The sequence below is a fragment of the Marinobacterium jannaschii DSM 6295 genome, assembly GCF_000620085.1.
In the GTDB taxonomy this organism is placed as follows: domain Bacteria; phylum Pseudomonadota; class Gammaproteobacteria; order Pseudomonadales; family Balneatricaceae; genus Pontibacterium; species Pontibacterium jannaschii.
This window is the reverse complement of record NZ_JHVJ01000005.1, coordinates 119006-137829: the sequence shown is the minus strand read 5'-3', so window position 1 is coordinate 137829 and position 18824 is coordinate 119006. Positions and strand designations below refer to the sequence as shown.

14 protein-coding genes are annotated in these 18824 nt (G+C 55.7%); 3 read left to right on the top strand and 11 right to left on the bottom strand.

The genetic code is table 11. The features are described from left to right. Nucleotide 1 precedes the first annotated feature (1 nt). The 7 genes from nuoH to Q354_RS24490 are packed head-to-tail and all read right to left on the bottom strand — an operon-like array spanning nucleotide 2 to nucleotide 8478. Nucleotides 2–955 (bottom strand): NADH-quinone oxidoreductase subunit NuoH, encoded by a 954-nt coding sequence (gene nuoH, locus Q354_RS0103980; protein ID WP_027856490.1) that lies wholly within the window; start codon nucleotides 953–955, stop codon nucleotides 2–4. Beyond that, nucleotides 948–3728 (bottom strand): NADH-quinone oxidoreductase subunit NuoG, encoded by a 2781-nt coding sequence (nuoG, locus tag Q354_RS24495; protein ID WP_169828856.1) that lies wholly within the window; start codon nucleotides 3726–3728, stop codon nucleotides 948–950. Before nuoG ends, nuoH begins: the two co-directional genes overlap by 8 nt. 23 nt (nucleotides 3729–3751) lie before the next feature. After that, entirely contained in the window at nucleotides 3752–5023 is a 1272-nt protein-coding gene (gene nuoF, locus Q354_RS0103970) for an NADH-quinone oxidoreductase subunit NuoF (RefSeq protein WP_027856489.1), read from the bottom strand. Further along, nucleotides 5023–5583 carry an NADH-quinone oxidoreductase subunit NuoE gene (gene nuoE, locus Q354_RS0103965; protein ID WP_027856488.1) on the bottom strand — a complete coding sequence of 187 codons (561 nt, stop codon included), beginning with the start codon at nucleotides 5581–5583 and terminating at the stop codon, nucleotides 5023–5025. Before nuoE ends, nuoF begins: the two co-directional genes overlap by 1 nt. Nucleotides 5584–5595: 12 nt before the next feature. After that, nucleotides 5596–7353 carry an NADH-quinone oxidoreductase subunit C/D gene (gene nuoC, locus Q354_RS0103960; RefSeq protein ID WP_051559867.1) on the bottom strand — a complete coding sequence of 586 codons (1758 nt, stop codon included), beginning with the start codon at nucleotides 7351–7353 and terminating at the stop codon, nucleotides 5596–5598. A gap of 10 nt (nucleotides 7354–7363) precedes the next feature. After that, entirely contained in the window at nucleotides 7364–8002 is a 639-nt protein-coding gene (locus Q354_RS0103955; protein WP_027856486.1) for an NADH-quinone oxidoreductase subunit B, read from the bottom strand. Next, nucleotides 7999–8478, bottom strand: a complete 480-nt coding sequence (locus Q354_RS24490) for an NADH-quinone oxidoreductase subunit A (protein ID WP_084332464.1) — start codon at nucleotides 8476–8478, stop codon at nucleotides 7999–8001. The genes Q354_RS0103955 and Q354_RS24490 overlap by 4 nt, the downstream gene beginning before the upstream one ends. A gap of 314 nt (nucleotides 8479–8792) precedes the next feature. On the opposite strand from Q354_RS24490, the gene Q354_RS0103945 reads away from it, so the two are divergent. Then, nucleotides 8793–10811 (top strand): TonB-dependent receptor plug domain-containing protein, encoded by a 2019-nt coding sequence (locus Q354_RS0103945; protein ID WP_027856485.1) that lies wholly within the window; start codon nucleotides 8793–8795, stop codon nucleotides 10809–10811. A 68-nt stretch (nucleotides 10812–10879) separates the two neighbouring features. On the opposite strand, the gene Q354_RS0103940 is transcribed toward Q354_RS0103945, so the two are convergent. Genes Q354_RS0103940 through Q354_RS24485 form a run of 3 tightly spaced genes read right to left on the bottom strand, consistent with a single transcriptional unit; the run spans nucleotide 10880 to nucleotide 15420 of the window. Further along, a complete protein-coding gene (locus Q354_RS0103940) occupies nucleotides 10880–13729 on the bottom strand; it encodes a bifunctional diguanylate cyclase/phosphodiesterase (protein WP_169828855.1) in 2850 nt (949 codons plus the stop codon). Between the two features lie 34 nt (nucleotides 13730–13763). Further along, nucleotides 13764–14969, bottom strand: coding sequence for a hypothetical protein (locus Q354_RS0103935; RefSeq protein WP_027856483.1), 1206 nt, complete (start codon nucleotides 14967–14969; stop codon nucleotides 13764–13766). Further along, the gene (locus tag Q354_RS24485; RefSeq protein WP_051559866.1) at nucleotides 14947–15420 is read right to left on the bottom strand and encodes a type 2 periplasmic-binding domain-containing protein; all 474 of its coding nucleotides are present in this window, start codon (nucleotides 15418–15420) and stop codon (nucleotides 14947–14949) included. The genes Q354_RS0103935 and Q354_RS24485 overlap by 23 nt, the downstream gene beginning before the upstream one ends. Nucleotides 15421–16140: 720 nt before the next feature. Here Q354_RS24485 and Q354_RS0103925 point away from each other — a divergent pair. Beyond that, nucleotides 16141–17406: a valine--pyruvate transaminase gene (locus tag Q354_RS0103925; protein WP_027856482.1), complete on the top strand. Its 1266-nt coding sequence runs from the start codon at nucleotides 16141–16143 to the stop codon at nucleotides 17404–17406. A gap of 92 nt (nucleotides 17407–17498) precedes the next feature. Here Q354_RS0103925 and Q354_RS24480 read toward each other — a convergent pair whose 3' ends face one another. Continuing rightward, nucleotides 17499–18296 carry a lipoate--protein ligase family protein gene (locus Q354_RS24480; RefSeq protein ID WP_051559865.1) on the bottom strand — a complete coding sequence of 266 codons (798 nt, stop codon included), beginning with the start codon at nucleotides 18294–18296 and terminating at the stop codon, nucleotides 17499–17501. A 131-nt stretch (nucleotides 18297–18427) separates the two neighbouring features. Between Q354_RS24480 and Q354_RS0103915 the strand changes: the two genes are divergently transcribed. After that, nucleotides 18428–18817, top strand: coding sequence for a YkgJ family cysteine cluster protein (locus Q354_RS0103915; RefSeq protein ID WP_027856481.1), 390 nt, complete (start codon nucleotides 18428–18430; stop codon nucleotides 18815–18817). Nucleotides 18818–18824 lie beyond the last annotated feature (7 nt).

Below are 18824 nucleotides of genomic sequence, written 5' to 3'. Positions count from 1 at the left end.
CCTATGCCTCCCACCAGAGCAGCACCGCTCCGGTTAACAGAAGATTGATCAGCGCCAGCGGTAGCATCAGCTTCCAGCCAAAAGCCATCAGCTGATCGAAGCGCGGGCGTGGAATCGCAGCCCTCAACAGGATAATAAAACTGACTACCAACAGAGTTTTCAGGCAGAACCAGATAAACGGCGGCAATATCGGGCCAAGCCAGCCGCCGAAAAACAACACCACGCTCATGGCCGATATCAGCAAGACGCTGAGATATTCACCGACAAAGAACAGGCCAAACTTCATACCCGAGTACTCGGTATGAAAGCCGGCGATGATCTCGTGCTCCGCTTCCGGCAGATCAAAGGGCAGGCGATGGCTCTCGGCCACGGCGGCCACCATAAAGATACCGAAGGCGACGAACTGCGAGGTAATATGCCAGCCCTGTTGCTGTGCTTCGACTATCTCTCTCAGATTGAATGAACCACTCAGCAGCACGACGCCCATCAGGGACAGCCCCATAAAGACGTCATAGCTGATCATCTGAGCAGCGGCACGCATACCACCCAGCAGGGCGTACTTATTGTTGGAGGACCAGCCCGCAAGTATGGTGCTGTAGGCGGCCAGAGCACTCATCGCGAGAAAAAACAGCACCCCGACATTGAGATCCGATACCCAGAGCGATTCGGCGAAGGGAACATTGGCAAAGGCCAGCAACATGGTGATCACCACCACGGCCGGGGCCAGTACAAAGACGGCCTTCTCGGCGAAGGGGGGAATCCAGTCCTCCTTGAAGAAGATCTTGATCATATCTGCAGCAACCTGCAGCAGTCCGAAAGGGCCGACCCGATTGGGACCGTAGCGGTCCTGCCAAAGTGCCAGCAGGCGTCGCTCATACCAGATCAGCATGGCTGCCAGCACCAGAAGCAGAAGCAGTGTCAGCAACACATACAGCACGGTCATAAATTCAGCCATCGGCAGGTTCCTCCCCATCACGCGCAATCAGGTTGCTTCGTTGCACGACGACCAGCTCGACCTGCTGCGGCAGTGGCAGCCAGGGCTGGTCCGGCAGGTTCCAGGGGATGGCGGCAACGCCCGGCGCCAGGGTGTTGTCAGTCTTTATCGGTAATTCCAGATGGAACCGGCTGGATTCCAATCGGACCAGGTCATGTGGATTCAGCCCGCGCCGCTGCGCATCCTCCGGATGCAGCATCAGGCAGGAAGAGGGTGCCAGCGAGGCAACCGGCGGCGAATCCATACTGAGCGGATCGGAGCCAAACAGATAGTGGCGTGGCACCAGCGTCAGAGACTGATCGGAGGTTTGCTGCACCTCGGTATCGGGTTGCAGGGTGGTGAGGTCTGATTCATGATCTGCCGCCGGCTGAAGCATCAATACGCCGCTACCCGGTCGGCCGTCGCTGTATTCCTGCATAAACTTGTGCACCGACTGTCCGGAATTCCAGCCCGGATACCAGCTCATCGGTAATAAACGGCTGAGCTGCAGGTCGCGCACCTGCGTTGGCGGCACGCCTTCCATATCGAAGCTGAGCAACGACTGAGCATCCTGCGCCAGGGCCGGTTCACGCACGTCATCCGCCGCATCTATCGCGGTCCGCCCGCTATAGCGCTGACTTTTTCTTGGCAGCTGCATATAGCCGAGCCGCCCGTCTGCGGTGCTAAGGTCCAGCTGTTTTAACAGCTCCGTCAGCCGTGCCAGTGGCGGATCGCTTGCTGCGCACTGCTGCAACAGATGCAGGGCATTTTCATCAACCGGTCGGGCTTCATGGCGCGACTCCCACAGCCAGTGCCAGCTCATCATAGTGCCGGGTGCCGGGGGCTGAGCGGCAAAATAGTACTGGGCACGCCCCTCGTTATTGATCAGGGTACCGCCGGATTCACTGAACGGCGTCACCGGCAAGACCAGATCGGCTTTGCTGAAGGTGCGCTGACGCTGGTAGTCGAGCAGGGTCAGCTCGCCCAGTTGGCCGATAAACTGATCGACCTGTTGCGGTGCGGCCCGCTGGTAAAGGTCGTTTTCCAGCAGGATCAGATGGTTCTTACCCTGGGCCGCCGCGTCAAAGGCATCCTCCAGGCGGTTTTCATGATCATTATCTGTCAGCAGCGCCAGCCCCAGACTGTTGCATTCAGGCAATACAAATGCGCTTCTGGCGGCGGGATTATGGGATTTCAATGCAGTCATTATCCGCCCGGCGGCGGCGAGCAGTGCCGGGTATTGGGTGCTACAGCCGGCAATAATCAGTGGCTTTCTGGCCTGCTTAAGGGCATCTGCCACCATGATCGCCCAGGTTTGCATCCCTTCAGAATGTGTCTTAGAAAGGGAGGGTATCTCATTGATTTTATTTGCAATAAGGTCCGCCACCAGAGTCTGGCTCTGGGGACTGTTTCGCCACAATCCAGAGGCCACTTCGTCAAGGCCGGTCCGGTAGCTGGAGGTAATAAAGCAGGGACTGAGCGCTATGCTGCTGAGGTTGCGCACCGCCTGATCCTGCCATAGAGGAATATGCAGCGCCTCAGCCTGCCGGCGCTGATTGTTGCGCACCGCCTGACGAACGCTGAGCGCCATTCGCGGGGCGGTATGGATGAGGTCTTCACCGAGAATCAGTATGGCATCGGCCTGTTCGACTTCGCGCAGGCTGGCACTGCGGACGCCTGAGTACATTAACTGTAAAACCAGCCGCACCATCTCATCTTCAACAGCGCTGACACCGGCGTAAAAGTTCTTTGCCCCGACGATCTGACGCAGGGCAAAGTTAGCCTCCAGTGAGGCCCGCGGCGAGCCGATGCCGATCAGGTGCTGGTCTGCCTGTTTTATCCGGTGCCACAGGCGGGAGAGGGCGTTACCGGTCGAGAGGGTTTCTTCGCCCTCCTCAGTGCGCTGCAGCGCCTGAAGCAGGCGGCGGTCGGGATCGGTAAAACGGAATCCGTAGCGTCCCCGGTCACAGAGAAAATAGCCGTTGATATCGGGGTGGTAGCGATTCTGTACCCGCTTCAGACGTCCATAGCGCGCGCCGGGAGAAATATTACAGCCCAGGCTGCAATGGACACAGATTGCCGGAGCGGACTGCAGATCCCATTTGCGGCTGTAACTCTCGCCGTGCGGTTTATCGGTGAAAACACCGGTCGGACAGACTTCCACCAGGTTGCCGGCAAAGGGGCTTTCCAGATTGCCATCTTCTACCCGACCGAAGTAGGTCCGGTCGCGCGATCCCATCGCGTGCAGGTCATGGCCGCCCGCGTAATCGCGATAGAAGCGGACACACCTGAAGCAGGTAATGCAGCGGTTCATCTCGTGGCGTACCAGCGGCCCGAGTTGCTGATTGTGAAAGGTTCGCTTGGCCCCGCGATAACGCCTGCGGTGGTGACCGCTCATCACTGTCATATCCTGCAGGTGACAGTCGCCACCCTCTTCGCATACCGGGCAGTCATGGGGGTGGCGGCTCATCAGGGTTTCAATAATGCCGCTGCGAAAGGCCTTTTCGGCATCGTTTTGTAGCGAGATGCGCAGACCGTCCGAGACCGGCGTCATACAGGCCATTGCCAGGCGTCCCCGGTTGTCGTCGGCGTCCATATACTGGGTAACCGCGCATTGACGACAGGCACCGACTGATCCGAGCGCCGGGTGCCAGCAGAAGTAGGGCAGGTTGAGTCCGAGGCTGAGGCAGGCCTGCAGCAGGTTCTGGCCTGCCTCGACCTGATAGCGTCTGCCATCGACATCAATCGTTACCATAGTACCTCCGCCATGCACATAACTCAGGCCCCGTAAGGGCATCTGCCCTGATTGATATGGTGTTCAAATTCATCACGAAACAGCCGCAGCGCGCTTTGTACCGGTTCTGCCGCGCCGGGCGCCAGGGCACAGAAGGTATTGCCCGGCCCCATAAACCTGCATTGCCAGGCCAGCGTATCGAGATCGCTCATCTGACCCTGCCCCTGTTCGATCTGGTCGAGCAACTGCACCATCCAGGGCAGGCCATCCCGGCAGGGTGTACACCAGCCGCAGGATTCACGGGCAAAGAACTGGCTGAGGTTCTTAACCATGCCGACCGGGCAACTCTGGTCATCCAGTACAATCAGTGCCCCGGTGCCCATACGGCTGCCCGCCTTGCCGATAGCGTCATAATCCATCCGCAGATTAAGATCCTCCGGCAGCAGGAAGTCGGTAGACGCGCCGCCGGGCTGAAATGCGCGCAGGCTGAAACCCTCCGCCATGCCACCGGCGTGATCTTCCAGAATCTCGTGGATTGGGGTGCCCATGGGCAGTTCCCACACTCCCGGGTTGCGCACCCGCCCCGCAGCCGAGAACAGCTTGGTACCGCTATCATCGCCGCGCCCCAGGTCCTGATACCACTCGGCACCATTTGCCAGAATATGGGGGATGTTGCACAGGGTTTCGGTGTTGTTGACCACCGTTGGGTGGCCAAACAGGCCGCTCACCTGGGGGAAGGGCGGCTTGGCGCGGGGATGCGCGCGACGGCCCTCCAGGGCATTGATCAGCGCGGTCTCTTCACCGCAGATGTAACGCCCGGCACCGGTATGAAGATAAAGATCGAAGCTGAAGCCGGAGTCCAGAATGTTGCTGCCAAGAATGCCGGCCTCACAGGCTTCATCCAGGGCGCGCAATATATTTCGTGCCGCCCGGGTATACTCGCCGCGCAGGAAGATGTAACCGGTATCGGCACCGATACAGTAGGCCGCCAGTATCATCCCTTCGATTAGCTGATGCGCCGTGCTTTCCAGCAGCAAACGATCTTTGAAGGTACCGGGCTCCATCTCATCGGCATTGGCGATCAGGTAGGTTGGCCCGGGGTATTCTTTAGGTACAAAACTCCACTTCAGTGCAGTGGGAAACCCGGCGCCGCCGCGTCCCCGCAGCCGTGATGACTTAACAATCTCGAGCGCATCCTCCGGCGAGTACTGGCTCAGGGTACGTCTCAGGCCACGATAGCCGCCATGCCGCTCGTACTCAGCCAGACTCAGGGCAGAGCGGTCTGATGGAATCATCGCGGTCAGCGGTTGCTCCATTACATGTCCCCCTCCGGAATTTCCTCGTCCCGGTAAAGCTGCAGCAGTTTATCCACCATTTCGCAGCTCAGGTCCTGATAGTGATGGTGATCGATCATCATCGTCGGGGCGTGGTCGCAATCACCCAGGCAAACCGTCGGCAACAGTGTAAAAAGACCATCTTCGGTGGTCTGGCCCGGCTCGATTTTTAGCCGGTCTGCGATAAATGCACCGATCAGGTGCCCCTCTTTGAGCCAGCAACAGACGCTGTCACAGACCAGAATCACATGTTTTCCGACCGGCTTGCGGTAGATCAGGTTATAGAAGGTGGCGACGCCCTCCAGTTCACCGGCAGGCATCCCAAGCTCCCGGGCGACGGCAAACAACACCGGGTCAGACACCCAGCCGCGGTAATGCTGGACGATCTTAAGGGCTTCTATGGCAGCGGCCCGGCGCTCAGGATAGTGCATGCACTCGCTGTTGATCTCCTGCAGCTCGTCCTGACTCAGGTGAATATCAAGCAGGTTATCCGGTTCCTCTGATGACGCTATATCCTGACGATGTCTGTCTTTAAATTGCATGGTAAAACCTCGTCATCGATCCACATCGGCCATAACAAAATCAATGCTGGCGATAATGGCGATCAGGTCAGCCACCATCAGTCCCTGGCTGATCAGGGGGATCATCTGCAGGTGGGGAAATGAGGGTGTCCGTATCCGGGTACGATAGGATTGGGTCCCTCCATCGCTGATCAGGTAGTAGCTGTGGTTGCCTTTAGTTGCCTCAACACCGACAGAAGCCTCACCGGGTGGAATCACCGGCCCCCAGCTCATGCCGAGGAAGTGGTCTATCAGTGTCTCTATATCCTTCAGGGTGCGCTCTTTCGGTGGCGGTGTGGTGAGGGGGTGGTCCGCTTTGTAGGGGCCCTGGGGCATATGCTCCAGGCACTGGCGGATAATCGAGAGGCTCTGCCAGATCTCGTCGATACGCACCCGGGCCCGGTCGTAGGCATCTCCCCGGCCCCCCGTCGGAACCTCAAAATCAAAGTTCTGGTAACCACTGTAAGGGCGGAATTTACGCCAGTCCCAGCCCAGCCCGGTGGCCCGTAGTCCGGGACCTGTGACACCCCATTCGATCGCCTCAGCGGTGTTGTAACAGCCTATACCCCGGCTGCGACGGCGGATCAGGCTGTTCTGCATCACCATCGACTCATATTGTTGCAACCGGGCCGGCATATATTCGAGGAAGTCCCGTACCAGTGTCTGCCAGCCCTTGGGCAGGTCCTGTGCCACGCCGCCGATACGGAACCAGGCCGGATGCATGCGTGCCCCGGTGATCGCTTCGATAATGCCAAATAACTTTTCCCGGTCGGCAAACATATAAAATACCGGTGACAGCTGGCCGATATCCTGAGCAAAAGTGCCGTAGAACACCAGGTGACTGGCGATACGGAACATCTCACACAGCATGACGCGAATGGTTTTGACCCGCTCAGGCACCTGAATCCCCGCGAGCTTCTCCACCGCCAGCACATAGGGCAGGTTATTCATCACACCACCGAGATAGTCGATGCGATCGGTGTAGGGGATATAGCTGTGCCAGCTTTGCCGTTCCCCCATCTTTTCCGCACCACGGTGGTGATAGCCGATGTCCGGAATGGCGTGCAGTATCTGTTCGCCGTCCAGCTGCAATACGATGCGGAACACGCCGTGCACTGACGGGTGATTGGGGCCAAGGTTTAAAAACATATAGTCGCTGTCATCACCGCCGCGGCTCATGCCCCAGTATTCCGGGTCGAACCGCAGTGCTTCCTGCTCCATATCCTGCCGTTCGTCGGGCAGGGAGAATGGCTCCATCGAGGTCGCGCGGGCGGGGTGATCCTTGCGCAACGGATGGCCCTGCCATGTGGGGGACATCAGTATGCGTCGCAGGTGGGGGTGTCCGTTGAAGCGGATGCCGAACATGTCCCACACCTCGCACTCATACCAGTTGGCACAGGGCCAGATGCCGGTGACCGAAGGCATATTCAGGTCATCAATATCCAGCGCAACTTTCAGCCTCAGATCCTGATTCCGGTCGTAGGAGAGCAGGTGATAGACCAGGGTGTAATCTGACGGCGGTTGTTCGTCGCGCCCGCTGCGGGTGCGTTCATCAATAGCGGTCAGGTCATACAGGGTAAGATAGGGCGCTTCGATCTCCAGCTTGAGATAGCTGACAATCTCCAGCAACTTGCAACGACTGATCCACAGCGTCGGGATCTGATCTGTGGTGAGTTGTTGCTGCACGGTCTCCGGGCCAAACTGCCCCAGCAGTGTCTGGGTAACGGGCTGGATTGAGAGCATGTTCCCCATCGCATCAGCCTCAGATCGAATCAGGTTTTTTCAGATCCGTCTGGTTATTACGCTCCTCCTGGAGCTGATCACGAAAAGAGGGAGTCATGCGCTGCGTGGCGTGGCCCTGGCTATCAAGCACCCAGCTCAGGGGACGGCGCTCGCTGGCGATGGATTCCTGCAGCAGTATCAGGCCCTGAAGCAGCACTTCAGGCCTTGGCGGACAGCCGGGTACATAGACATCCACCGGTAGGAAGCTGTCAACGCCCTGCACTACGCTGTAGATGTCATACATGCCACCGGAATTGGCACAGGACCCCATGGAAATAACCCAGCGCGGCTCCATCAGCTGTTCATAGAGACGCTGAATCACCGGAGCCATCTTGCGAAAGACAGTGCCTGAAATAACGATAAGGTCGGCTTCACGCGGTGTGCCCCGAATCACTTCAGCCCCGAAGCGGGCGATATCGTGGCGGGGAGTGAAGGCGGTTGCCATCTCGACGTAGCAGCAGGAAAGGCCAAAATTGAATGGCCAGACTGAATGGCTTCGTCCCCAGGAGACCATATCTTCAAGCCGTGCCATAAAGAGGTTTTGTTTCAGATGATCCTGGTTTGGTTCTGAACGCGCTATGACCGAAGAACCATTCGCCGGTGTCAGGTTCCAGCTCATAACCGCACCTCAGGCTCGGCCGGGGCAGGCGCGGGCAGCTTGCCGCTCAGGATCTGACTGTCCCCCTGAATCGGCTGCGGGCGCAGAGTAGTGTTGTCGGCTCGATTTCCCCATTCAAGGGCACCCAAAAGCCAAAGATAGAACAGCGCGATCAGGAGTATCCCGATAAAAATGCCGATCTCTATTAAACCTGCCCAGCCTGACTGTGGAAAAGAGATAGCCCAGGCATAGATAAACGCTGCTTCCAGGTCGAAGATGACAAACAGTACGGCAATAACAAAGTAGGGGGCTGAAAACCGGATATGGGTGTCGCCGACATGAACGATGCCGGACTCGAAGGGTTCATCGGCGGCACGGGCGCGATGTCGCTGGCCTAGCACAGAGGACACCGCCAGTATCAGGGCCACCAGCGTGACCGCCATTAGCCCGTACAGGAACAGTGGCCAAAGTTCCCGGATATGCTCGGATACAGTCATCGGCTGAGTCCTCCTTAATATTCAGGTTGGTCACAGCGTCCCGGCTTGCAATGAAAATGAATCTCTGCAGATTTATTGAACGAACACACATGTTCGCTTTTTAAACAGTTTAGGCGATCTTTACCGAAGCCATCGCACCTGCTGCTGAAAATACACCCATTTTTCTGAGTTTTACTTTAACTTCAGTTGCCACAGCGCTTTGGCCGTATTGCCGCCACGATCTGGATGGTGGGATAATCCGGTCGCAAATTTTGTTGCTGATCTGCGACACTTTTTGATCGAACTGTCATTTGTAACGGACCGGGCTGAATGTAATGGACTACACCCTGCGGAAAAAACTCAGCCTGACGATACTTCTGGCAACGGCGGCTCCCTGCCTCAGCGCCGAGCAGTTATTCGATGAAACGGCACTGTTCGATCAGATTCCGGCGGTCATCTCGGCGACCCGGGTTGAGCAGCCCGCAAAAGACCTTCCGGTATCAATCACCGTCATTGACCGCGCGCTGATCGAGGCATCCGGCGCGGTCAGGGTGCAGGACCTGTTCCGGCTGGTTCCCGGCATGCTCTCGCTGGCAAACAACAGCAATGGCGGGGCAGTTTCCTATCACGGTATTCGCGATATATTCCCGCGCCGGCTTGAGGTGATGGTTAACGGCCGGGCCGTCTACTGGCCACTGCTCTCTACCGTGGACTGGGGCTCGCTGGGGGTCTACCTGGACGATATCGATCATATCGAGGTTGTCCGTGGTTCCAATACGCCCACCCACGGCGCCAATGCCTTCCTCGGGGCCGTTAATATCGTGACCAGGCATCCGCTGGAAACGGAAGGTTCTTCCGTCAGTACCCGCTTCGGCAGCCTGCACAGCCGCCAATATCAGTTTCAGCATGTTGAGAACAGTGAGACCTTCAATCTTCTGTTATCAGCAAACTACGACCGCTCTGCTGGCAGTAAAGCGTTATCCGATCAGGAAACAAATCGCGGTATTAACTTCTACGGTGAATTCACGCCAACCTTCGTCGACACAGTGGATATTCAGCTTGGCGGAACCTGGGGACAGGCTGACTGGGAGGGGATCGCGGTCGACAATCTCTTCATACCCCGTGACTACAACTACGACTATCAGTTGCTGCGCTGGACGCATGAAGACCTGGATGGTTTTACACATCAGCTCACGGGATACCGGAATGCGCTGAATCTGGACACGCCCGAGATGAGGCCCGTCGAGCTGGCCGGGTTTGCCGGAATCCCCCAAGATCTGGCGGCCGGTGTTATCTCCGCCAATCCCGGCGAAGTCAGGGCCGTACTGGAACACGGTCAGACAGAGATACGTGACCTCGAATATCAATTGTCCGGACGGTTAGGGGCGAAATCACATATCGTCAGCGGCATCGGTTACCGTCAGTCACTCGGACGCAGCCCGACAGTACTGAACTCTGAGTCAGACCTGAAAGCCGAGCGCTGGCGCCTGTTCGGCAACCTGGAACTCCAGCCAACAGAGCCATTACGCCTGACTTTCGGCCTGATGGCCGAAAAAGGCAACAAGATCGACGCTTTAAAACTATCACCCCGGCTGGCCGTCAACTATCAGCCTCAACAGGACCTCAGCCTGCGCAGCTCTTATACTCTGGCGCACCGGATACCGTCTATGCTGGCATTCAATGCCGAACTGAATCTGCAAAGCCCACTCCCCGGGCCAACATTCGATGAAGTCTGGCGCCCTAACAGCTCACTGCGCACCGAGAGACTGAACGCATTCGATATTGGCGTGCTAAAGCAGTGGCAGCGCTACAAGCGCCAGCTGGATATCCGTCTGTTTCATGAAAAGGTATCCAGGGGCATCGATACCCGGTTAATCGCAGCCAATGACCTCGCAGACCAGCAGGTGAGAGTGCCGCAGAACGGTGGCAACTGGCATCAGCAGGGACTGGAGGTGCAGTTCCGCATGCGGCCACGGCGGGATGATATTCTGGCTGCTACCTACGCCTATATCGAGACACGGGGCGAGCTGGATAAAGGGCTGGGAGGCATTGAGGACCTGGCAAGCCACTTTCCCGACCATAGTGCTTCATTGCTCTATAGCCATCGCTTAGGCCGGGGCCTGACGCTGGGCGGCGTTCACTACTTTGTAGCAGGATCATCCAACTGGGACGGCGAGGCGACTGGCGTGATACAGAGAACTGACCTGCGACTGGCCTATACAACCAAATCCCGGGCGGCGGACTGGCAGCTTGAGCTGATCGTGCAAAACCTGTTTGATCGGGACAATCGCGAGAGCACGGCGAAAAACCGGTTGGAGCGGCGGGGATACATCCGCCTTAAAGCGCGCTTCTGAAACCGAAAATCTCAGAGAACCTGTCACAGGCCTCTGAGATTATCTGATTACGCGGGTTATCTGCCGTGTTAAATCTCGTCGGAGACAATCTGGATCTCTTCTTCCATCGAGAAGTTGTCCGATAGCTCAGGGGAGGGCTTGCCGATCAGATATCCCTGGGCATAGTTCACACCCAGACGCCGCAGTATATTCAGGACTTCCGGCGTTTCGACAAACTCGGCCACTGTAATCATGCCGAAACCGCGCACCATCTCCGACAGGCACCTGACGAAGAGTTGCTCTTCATCGCTCTCTGCAAGTCCTTTGATATAAGAGCCATCCAGTTTGACGTAGGTCAGCGGCATCTTTTTCAGGTAGTTGAACGACGAATAGCCCACACCGAAATCATCCAGCGCTATCTGACAACCCTGATCAACCAGCATCTGTAAGGTTTGCTTCGCGGTATTCAGGTCATCGAGGAAGGCGGTTTCGGTAATCTCGATGATTATCTGGGACGGTTTGATCTGATAACGATGGCAGAGACGGAAAAATATCTTGGTAAAGCCCGGCGCCTGAAGCGTCGGAGCCGAGACATTGACCGCAAGCTTCAGCCTGTCGCCAAAGGTCTCCTGGTATTCCGCCAGGTAGCGCATTGTCGCCGCCAGTACCCACTGGTCGATCTGGCCGATCAGGCCGGTGCGTTCAGCCACCTCGATAAACTGGCCAGGCATGGCGATATCACCGTTATCCATCACCATACGCAGCAACACTTCGTGATGACTGACTTCGCAACGGTCGATCTGCATGATCGGCTGGAAGTGCAGCTGGAAGCGGTTCTGCTCAAGCGCCCGGCGGATCTGATCTTGCCAGTGCACATCGGTCTGGATACGCTGCAGGATCGATTCGGTCTCATCAAACAGGTGCCATTGGCCCTGACCGCGTTGCTTGGCCTGATACATTGCCATATCGGCATGGGCCAGCAACTCTTCGTCGGTATGACCGTGATCGGGGTAGAGTGCGCCACCGATGCTGCAACTGAAATGCTGCAGCGAGCCGTCACTGAGGGTGATTGAGCCGTTCAGCAACCGACTTAGCTTCGCCATCACCTTACGGGCATCGATATAGTTGGCCCGCGGCAGCAGGATAATAAATTCATCACCACCGAGGCGCGATACTACATCTGTGTCACGCGTATTCTCCAGCAATGTTGTCGAGATGGTTTTAAGTACCCGATCGCCAACCGCGTGACCCGCAGTATCATTAATATACTTAAAGTGGTCGGCGTCTATAAACAACAAGGCTCCCCGGCGTCCCTCGGCAACCGCCTGTCTGAGGCGTTCCTGGAAGCTGTGACGGTTCACCAGGCTGGTAAGCGGGTCGTGGGAAGCCAGCCATGACAGTTTCTGTTCCGCTTCAATTCGCTCAGTCAGGTCGACGCCAACGGACAGGATCAGGCTCTGCCCGGCTTCACCGGTCACTGTCGAGTGGAACCATGTCATGTAGTGCAGGCGTCCGGCATCACGCAGATGACCTTCATGCTGAAACCCCATTGCCGTCTGATCGATGATAGACATCATCCGCGACTGCACGTCCGTTGGCAGGGATTCCGTCAGGTGCAGGCTATAGAAATCCGGGTTGTGATCGTTCTCGCCATCCCAGCCGGTCAGCGTTCGCCCGATTCTGTTCATCATATAGATGGTGCCGTGAAGGTCCTGCGTCAGGATCACCATTGGCGCTGTATCCAGAACCCGGTGCATGAATTCGCGGGCCCGTTTCTGCTCTTCCATATTCGATTTAAGGGATCCGGTACGCTCCTCCACCTGGATATTCAGCTGCTCCAGCTGACTACAGAGGTTAAGCGCTGAATTTTCCAGCACATCGAACTCATCGGGCAGGAGTCTGCTGCGAGGTGTCTCAATCCGGCTTTGAGCATCCCTGAACCGGTTATCCGCCAGCAATGGTAAGGCCGCCGCCAGGCTTCTGAGGCGCTCTGTTGGCCGCCAGATCAGCCACACCAGCAACAATTCTGATAGCAACAGTCCAATCAGTCCGGTAACGACTCCGGCCCTGATTGTGGTTGCCTGGGCAGCTTTAACCTCTGTGACATCCGCGATCGATAGTAGGGTCAGTTCGCCCTGGAAGTTCTGGTGTGACTGGAGGGCCAGTTCGGTAATCCGATAGGTACGACCGCTGGCCGCCGTAACTTCAGCCCCGTCTGGCGAGGGACCGCTGCTTGCCTGAAGTTGCCGTAACAGTGGCAGGCGGCGGTTTACGTGGCTCAGCGCCCAAACCTCCTGATTCCACTGTTCGAGATAACGTTCATCGTTGCGGTTTCGGGCACCCGGCAAAATCAGAGCAAGGTCGGCACCCGTCTGGCGAAAGTAACGGGATGCAATATCTGCAATATTGCGCCCGATCGCAATAACACCGCGAACGCCGTTATCGAGAATAAAAGGCTCAACCACATACAGGCTGCACTGACTGTCACAGATCAGGAAGTTTCCCGGTTCTTCTGTATCCAGAACTTCCTGAACGTTTTTGCGTATGATCTCAAGCTGTAATGCCGTTGTATCGTAATTTCGGTGAATACCGGTAATGCTGTGGCCATCTTCGCTGAAAAGGTGAAGATAGTTGACGTCGATATAGAGCGAGAGCCGTTGCCAGTGAGTTTCCAGCGCTCTCTTAATCTCATCCCGCTGTTCAGTCCGCAATGCACTGTCGACATTGCTGAGGCCAGGAATCAGGACCGCCAGCTGTGTCTGCTCATTTCGCCAGTCACTGAGCAACCCGTCCAGGGCGGTGATAGCGCTATCCCGGAAAACCTCCTGCTGGCGCTGTTCGAGATTTTCTATCGACCAGGTATACAATCCGACCATCAGTCCGGAGATGGAGATAAGTACAGCACTGAGGAAGATCACTGCCTTCCATTTGATACTCATCTTGGGGATCAGATTCATTCAGTCATACGCTTATCTAAAAACTATATACAAACTGCAGGGCGAAAAAGTTCCAGACCTTCTCCCGCTCCGCAATACTCTTGTTGTCCTGCTTTGGTAGCCAGAGTGTACCATCCGTATGATGAAGTTCGCCTTTAATTACCCAGTCCGGGGCCGGAATCCAGCGAACGCCGGCAGCAATCCCTTTGGAAAACGCCAGGTGGGCGATACCAAAGACAGGCTCATACAGCCGGGTTCCTTTTCGGTCGGCGGTATCCAGATATTGTTCTTCGTAACGTAACATCAGTGTCCATTCCGATGATAAGTGGTATTCACCCTGCAGGTACCAGGCCTCTGACACCCCTTCTTTGGATGGGAAGCGGGGACCGAATCCTGCGAGGTCGTTTTCCATGCGGGAATATTCCGTTGTCAGCGACCATCTTTCCGCATTGTATTGAGCAGACAGCAGATACGCCGTTGATTCGACCGTTCCCGGCTCAAACGGATCGGGTGATCCCGGCAGGTACTGCAAGTCAGGTTCATAGATACTGAAAGCGAAGCGGGTTTGTCCGCCAATCGGCTCGTAGCGAATCTGAGCGCCCCAGACATCGATACTATCGAATTCGCCCGGCGCATCGGTCTGCAGGGCAAAGTATTCCAGCTCAGCGACACCGCCCTTGGCTTTACCGGCAAACATATCCAGTTCGAGCGTTCCCCAGCTGTTAACGCTGCCGGCGTATAGGTTCAAACCATCCGTTGCCAGTAAGGTGTCCCTGAGCTGCTCGAAGTAGACTGAAGGCGCAGCAATGACACCCAGGCGGGCGTGGGGGATGTCGCGGGTCTGGTTATAGAAACCGTAAGGTGTTTTGAATCGCCCTAATCGCACGCCACCCCAGAGATCGGGGTTCTTACCAATGCTGTAATCGGCCAGCAGATAATCGATACGCGGATCACCATCGCTCAGATTACCCGCCGAGCGGGAGAGTAGCTGGCCGGCAAAGCTAAGGTCAGCGGTTGGCTGCCAATAGGCATTGATACCCAGCTCGCGGTAGTCAAAGCTACCGTCCTGTGAGTCGCCAAAGTAGTTGTTACCCGCGGTATGCACATAGGACTGACTGACAAAGCCATGTACAGAAAGCTGATCGGACACTTCGATCGCCGTGGCGGTCGAGCTGCCGGCCAGGGTGAGAATGCCTAAACTCAGACACCGCAAGCGTTGCTTATGGGGTGACGATAAGGACATGGCTTTCTCCTGTATCAAAATCGGCGTCTACATACCCGATAGCACCGGGTGTCGAAGAGACTTTTAGCAACATTTCCTGTTGATCCTTAACTATGTAGGGGGCACGTCCCGTGCCGGAGAAAGCCAGGCGCTTCCAAACCCGTTTTAATTGATAGGGGTAGGTGTGCAATCGCTTGATTGCAAAGGAACGATGTACAGGATGTTTGTCCGGTAGTACGAATACTTTTACGGCGGAGCCATCAGGCCAGGCGCGATAATGGACGCCAAAAATGGCCCAGAGATCGCCATCAGAAAAGAAATCAACATCGACAGAAGGGTTGACGATCACCACCGGGGGAGCGGGGCTGCCAGCTAACGCCAGAGGGGTGTGGGACGATAGTATCAGCACGAATAGAGCCACAGAAATACTGGCGATCCGACTGAATTGTCTGCAGTTTAACGACATCGACATAGAGTCTTATGCATCCCTGTAAAAGGCCTGTGTACGGATTGATTATAGATTAGGTTGAGACAGTGATTGGATTTTAGTCCGAAGAAAAACTCGTGATAGATCAATTCCGTAAAATGTTGCACAACCCACCGATGCCTGAACAGGGTATTCGCCGATCAGATCGAAAACGACAATATTAACAGGCCCCCTGGCTATATTCGAATACCGTATAGCGCTTGAAACCGGTACAGGCTTCGCGCTATAGCATCCTGCAAGATGCGGCCTTTTCCCATAGCAAGCCCCGGAAGTATACAAATTAGTCGTCGACAACCAGCAAACAAATACAGGAATACGTATTGGATACTGATTGATATCTTTTATCACTGTTTAAGCGACTGGCTATATTAGTAAGTAACACAGATTACTTGCTCCGGGTTTCCTCAGATTTCAGGCGATTCCGGCGCAATCGAAATCGTGACGCAGAAAGAGAAAAGGGAAGGTGAAACTGCAGTGTTTTACCCTGAAAGTCATATATACAAGACTGAAAAAGATATATGTTGGTATTTTTCTCTAATTAAAATCAGTTATTCGCAGCATTTCTCCCTTTTGATGCTGGCGAAGCATTAATTTGCACGGTAATCGCGGGGATTTACTGGTAATCTTTGCGCCTCTTCGCCAGTCACCGCTCACAAGGCCCGCTGGTGAATCAGTCAGCAAGGATACGATTACGGACACAGCAGTATGAAACTCTCTACATTCGGAAAAAAATTCACCACAGAATCCGGCATTCTTACGTTGATGGATGATCTCGGCAACGCGCTGGCAGGTGATAAAGAGATGATCATGATGGGGGGCGGCAATCCTGCCCATATCCCGGAAGTTGAGCAGCGCCTGAAGACAAGGTTGCAGCAGGTAGTGGATGATCCCAAAACTTTTCGTCAGCTGGTGGGCATCTATGACCCGCCTCAGGGCCATCTTGGGCTGCTGACCGACCTGGCCGCATTGCTGAAAAAGCAGCTGGGCTGGAATATCACAGCAAAAAATATCGCCCTGACCAACGGCAGTCAGTCCGGCTTCTTTATGCTGTTTAATATGTTCGCCGGTAAATTTGATGATGGCAGTCAGCGTAAGATTCAACTACCACTGGCGCCGGAGTATATCGGTTACGCCGATGCAGGGCTGGAACGGGAATTCTTTACCGCCGGTCATCCTCAGATCGAACGCCAGGATGATCACCTGTTTAAGTACCGTATCGACTTTAATGAAGTGTCGATTGGCGAAGAAACCGGGGCCATCTGCGTATCCCGGCCGACCAATCCGACCGGCAATGTTATCACCGATGAAGAGCTGGCCCGGCTGGATGCGCTGGCACAACAGCACGATATCCCGCTGATGATCGACGGTGCCTACGGTATGCCGTTCCCGAACCTGATCTATACCCCGGCAACACCGATGTGGAATGAAAACAGCATCGTCTGTCTCAGCCTGTCAAAGCTGGGCCTGCCAGCGGCGCGCACCGGAATTATTGTCGCCTCCGAAGAGGTGATTCAGGCGGTGTCTGGCATTAACGCCATCATCAACCTGGCCAGCGGAAGCTTTGGTGCGGTGATGACTCAGGAACTGGTAAAAACCGGCGAGATCATCAGCCTGAGTAACGATGTAGTTCGACCACACTATAAGCGCCGTTCGGAGGAAGCCGTCAGCGCTTTCCGTAAGGCCTTTGGCGATCAGTTGCCATACCATATCCATAAACCCGAAGGGGCTATGTTCCTCTGGTTGTGGTTTGAAGGCCTGCCGATCAGCAGTCAGACCCTGTACGAGCGCCTGAAAGAACGCGGTGTGGTGGTGGTTTCCGGGCATCATTTCTTCCCGGGAATCGATGACGACAACTGGGCCCACCAGCATGAATGTATCCGGGTGAACTATGCCGCCCAGGAGCCTGCGGTGGTACAGCGCGGCATCGACATCATCGCCGAAGAGGTGCGCAGAGCTTACGCGGAAGGCTGAGTTTATCCATATAAAATCTTATAAATCAAAAGCCTGAATGTGGTTTTATAGAAATTACTTCAGGCTTTTTTGTGGCTGTCGTTCAGCTAACGTTAGTCCTGCTGTGCCAGTTCAACAAAAGCTTCGGCCAGGCGCTGACGGAACAGCAGAGTAAAGTCTGTGATACCTGACTGCTGTAATATGCGGTCTGTGCCATCCAGTTGCGCCTTAACCGAGGTTGCCACTTCAGGCTTAAATCGGCGCCCATTTCCCGCCAGCTTGTAAAAACGGTTCACCCAGTCGGTGCCTGCCACCGCATCGGCATCCACGACAATCATTGCCTGCGCCATAACAGCGCTCTTAATACCGTATTCATTCTTTGGTGCGCCGACGATACGCTGGGCGGTGCCGGTGACCTTAAGACCGTTGATATTAAGATTGAAATCACCGTCACAATAGGAACCTTCGGTTTCGCCGTAGTGCGCTTCTATGCCAAAAGAGGCGATGGCGCGCCGGATCGGTTCACACAGGGCGATGTAAGTGTCATCCAGACTTGGAGAACGCACTGAAGACTGCGGGTAGAACAGGGTAAAGTGAATAATTCCCGGCTGATGGGGCACACAGGTTCCGCCACTCTCGCGCACCAAAACCGGCCAGGCTTCACTCTTCAACTGCTCACAGGCAGCTGTAAACTGCGGAAAACGGGTTTCCCGACGGGTTACTACCAGACATTGTGGGTTCTCCCAGATTCTGGCGGTGGCGCTGCGCGTTCCTGCGGCAACCTCCTGTAACAGTTCGCGATCCCGCTTCAGGGCGGCAACCGGATCATCTGCCAAAGGGTCGTTGATCAGGCTCCAGCGCTCTTGCTTGCTGATCAGGTGGGGGATTTGCAGTTCCGGTTGTAGCTCCATGGGACTCCTCGGGAGATAAAGTACGGGTCGTTAAACGTTCCGGGGAGGTCGTACTCGCTTTATGGCTTAAGCCAACGCTGCTATGATCGCCGCCCACAACCATTATTCTGCAGTTTTATCAGCATCGCGTCATGTCCCAAAAGCTAATCTCCGCCAATATCGACAATCTGAAAACCTGGGTGAAATATAAAAAAGGCCTGTGCGACAGCTGCAGGGGCACCTGCTGCAGCCTGCCGGTCGAGGTAAAATTCGACGACCTGGCCCGCATGGGCGTGGCTGACCCTTTTGAAGTGGATGAGCCGGCGAAAAAGCTGGCGAAACGCCTGACCAAGGCGGGCGTAATTCAGCACTTTAACTTTAAGACTGAAACCTACACACTGAGCCAGCGTTCCAATGATGATTGCGTCTACCTGGACCAGAAAACCCGTCTTTGCACCATTTACCAGGTCAGGCCGGATACCTGTCGCAACCATCCGCAGATCGGTCCGCGCCCAAACCATTGCGCTTACCAGACTAAATAATCGCCAG

Coding starts and splice junctions, on each gene's coding strand:
- nuoH (WP_027856490.1), bottom strand. CDS start 955: ATGGCTGAATTTATGACCGTGCTGTATGTGTTGCTGACACTGCTTCTG.
- nuoG (WP_169828856.1), bottom strand. CDS start 3,728: ATGGTAACGATTGATGTCGATGGCAGACGCTATCAGGTCGAGGCAGGC.
- nuoF (WP_027856489.1), bottom strand. CDS start 5,023: ATGGAGCAACCGCTGACCGCGATGATTCCATCAGACCGCTCTGCCCTG.
- nuoE (WP_027856488.1), bottom strand. CDS start 5,583: ATGCAATTTAAAGACAGACATCGTCAGGATATAGCGTCATCAGAGGAA.
- nuoC (WP_051559867.1), bottom strand. CDS start 7,353: ATGGGGAACATGCTCTCAATCCAGCCCGTTACCCAGACACTGCTGGGG.
- Q354_RS0103955 (WP_027856486.1), bottom strand. CDS start 8,002: ATGAGCTGGAACCTGACACCGGCGAATGGTTCTTCGGTCATAGCGCGT.
- Q354_RS24490 (WP_084332464.1), bottom strand. CDS start 8,478: ATGACTGTATCCGAGCATATCCGGGAACTTTGGCCACTGTTCCTGTAC.
- Q354_RS0103945 (WP_027856485.1), top strand. CDS start 8,793: ATGGACTACACCCTGCGGAAAAAACTCAGCCTGACGATACTTCTGGCA.
- Q354_RS0103940 (WP_169828855.1), bottom strand. CDS start 13,729: ATGAGTATCAAATGGAAGGCAGTGATCTTCCTCAGTGCTGTACTTATC.
- Q354_RS0103935 (WP_027856483.1), bottom strand. CDS start 14,969: ATGTCCTTATCGTCACCCCATAAGCAACGCTTGCGGTGTCTGAGTTTA.
- Q354_RS24485 (WP_051559866.1), bottom strand. CDS start 15,420: ATGTCGATGTCGTTAAACTGCAGACAATTCAGTCGGATCGCCAGTATT.
- Q354_RS0103925 (WP_027856482.1), top strand. CDS start 16,141: ATGAAACTCTCTACATTCGGAAAAAAATTCACCACAGAATCCGGCATT.
- Q354_RS24480 (WP_051559865.1), bottom strand. CDS start 18,296: ATGGAGCTACAACCGGAACTGCAAATCCCCCACCTGATCAGCAAGCAA.
- Q354_RS0103915 (WP_027856481.1), top strand. CDS start 18,428: ATGTCCCAAAAGCTAATCTCCGCCAATATCGACAATCTGAAAACCTGG.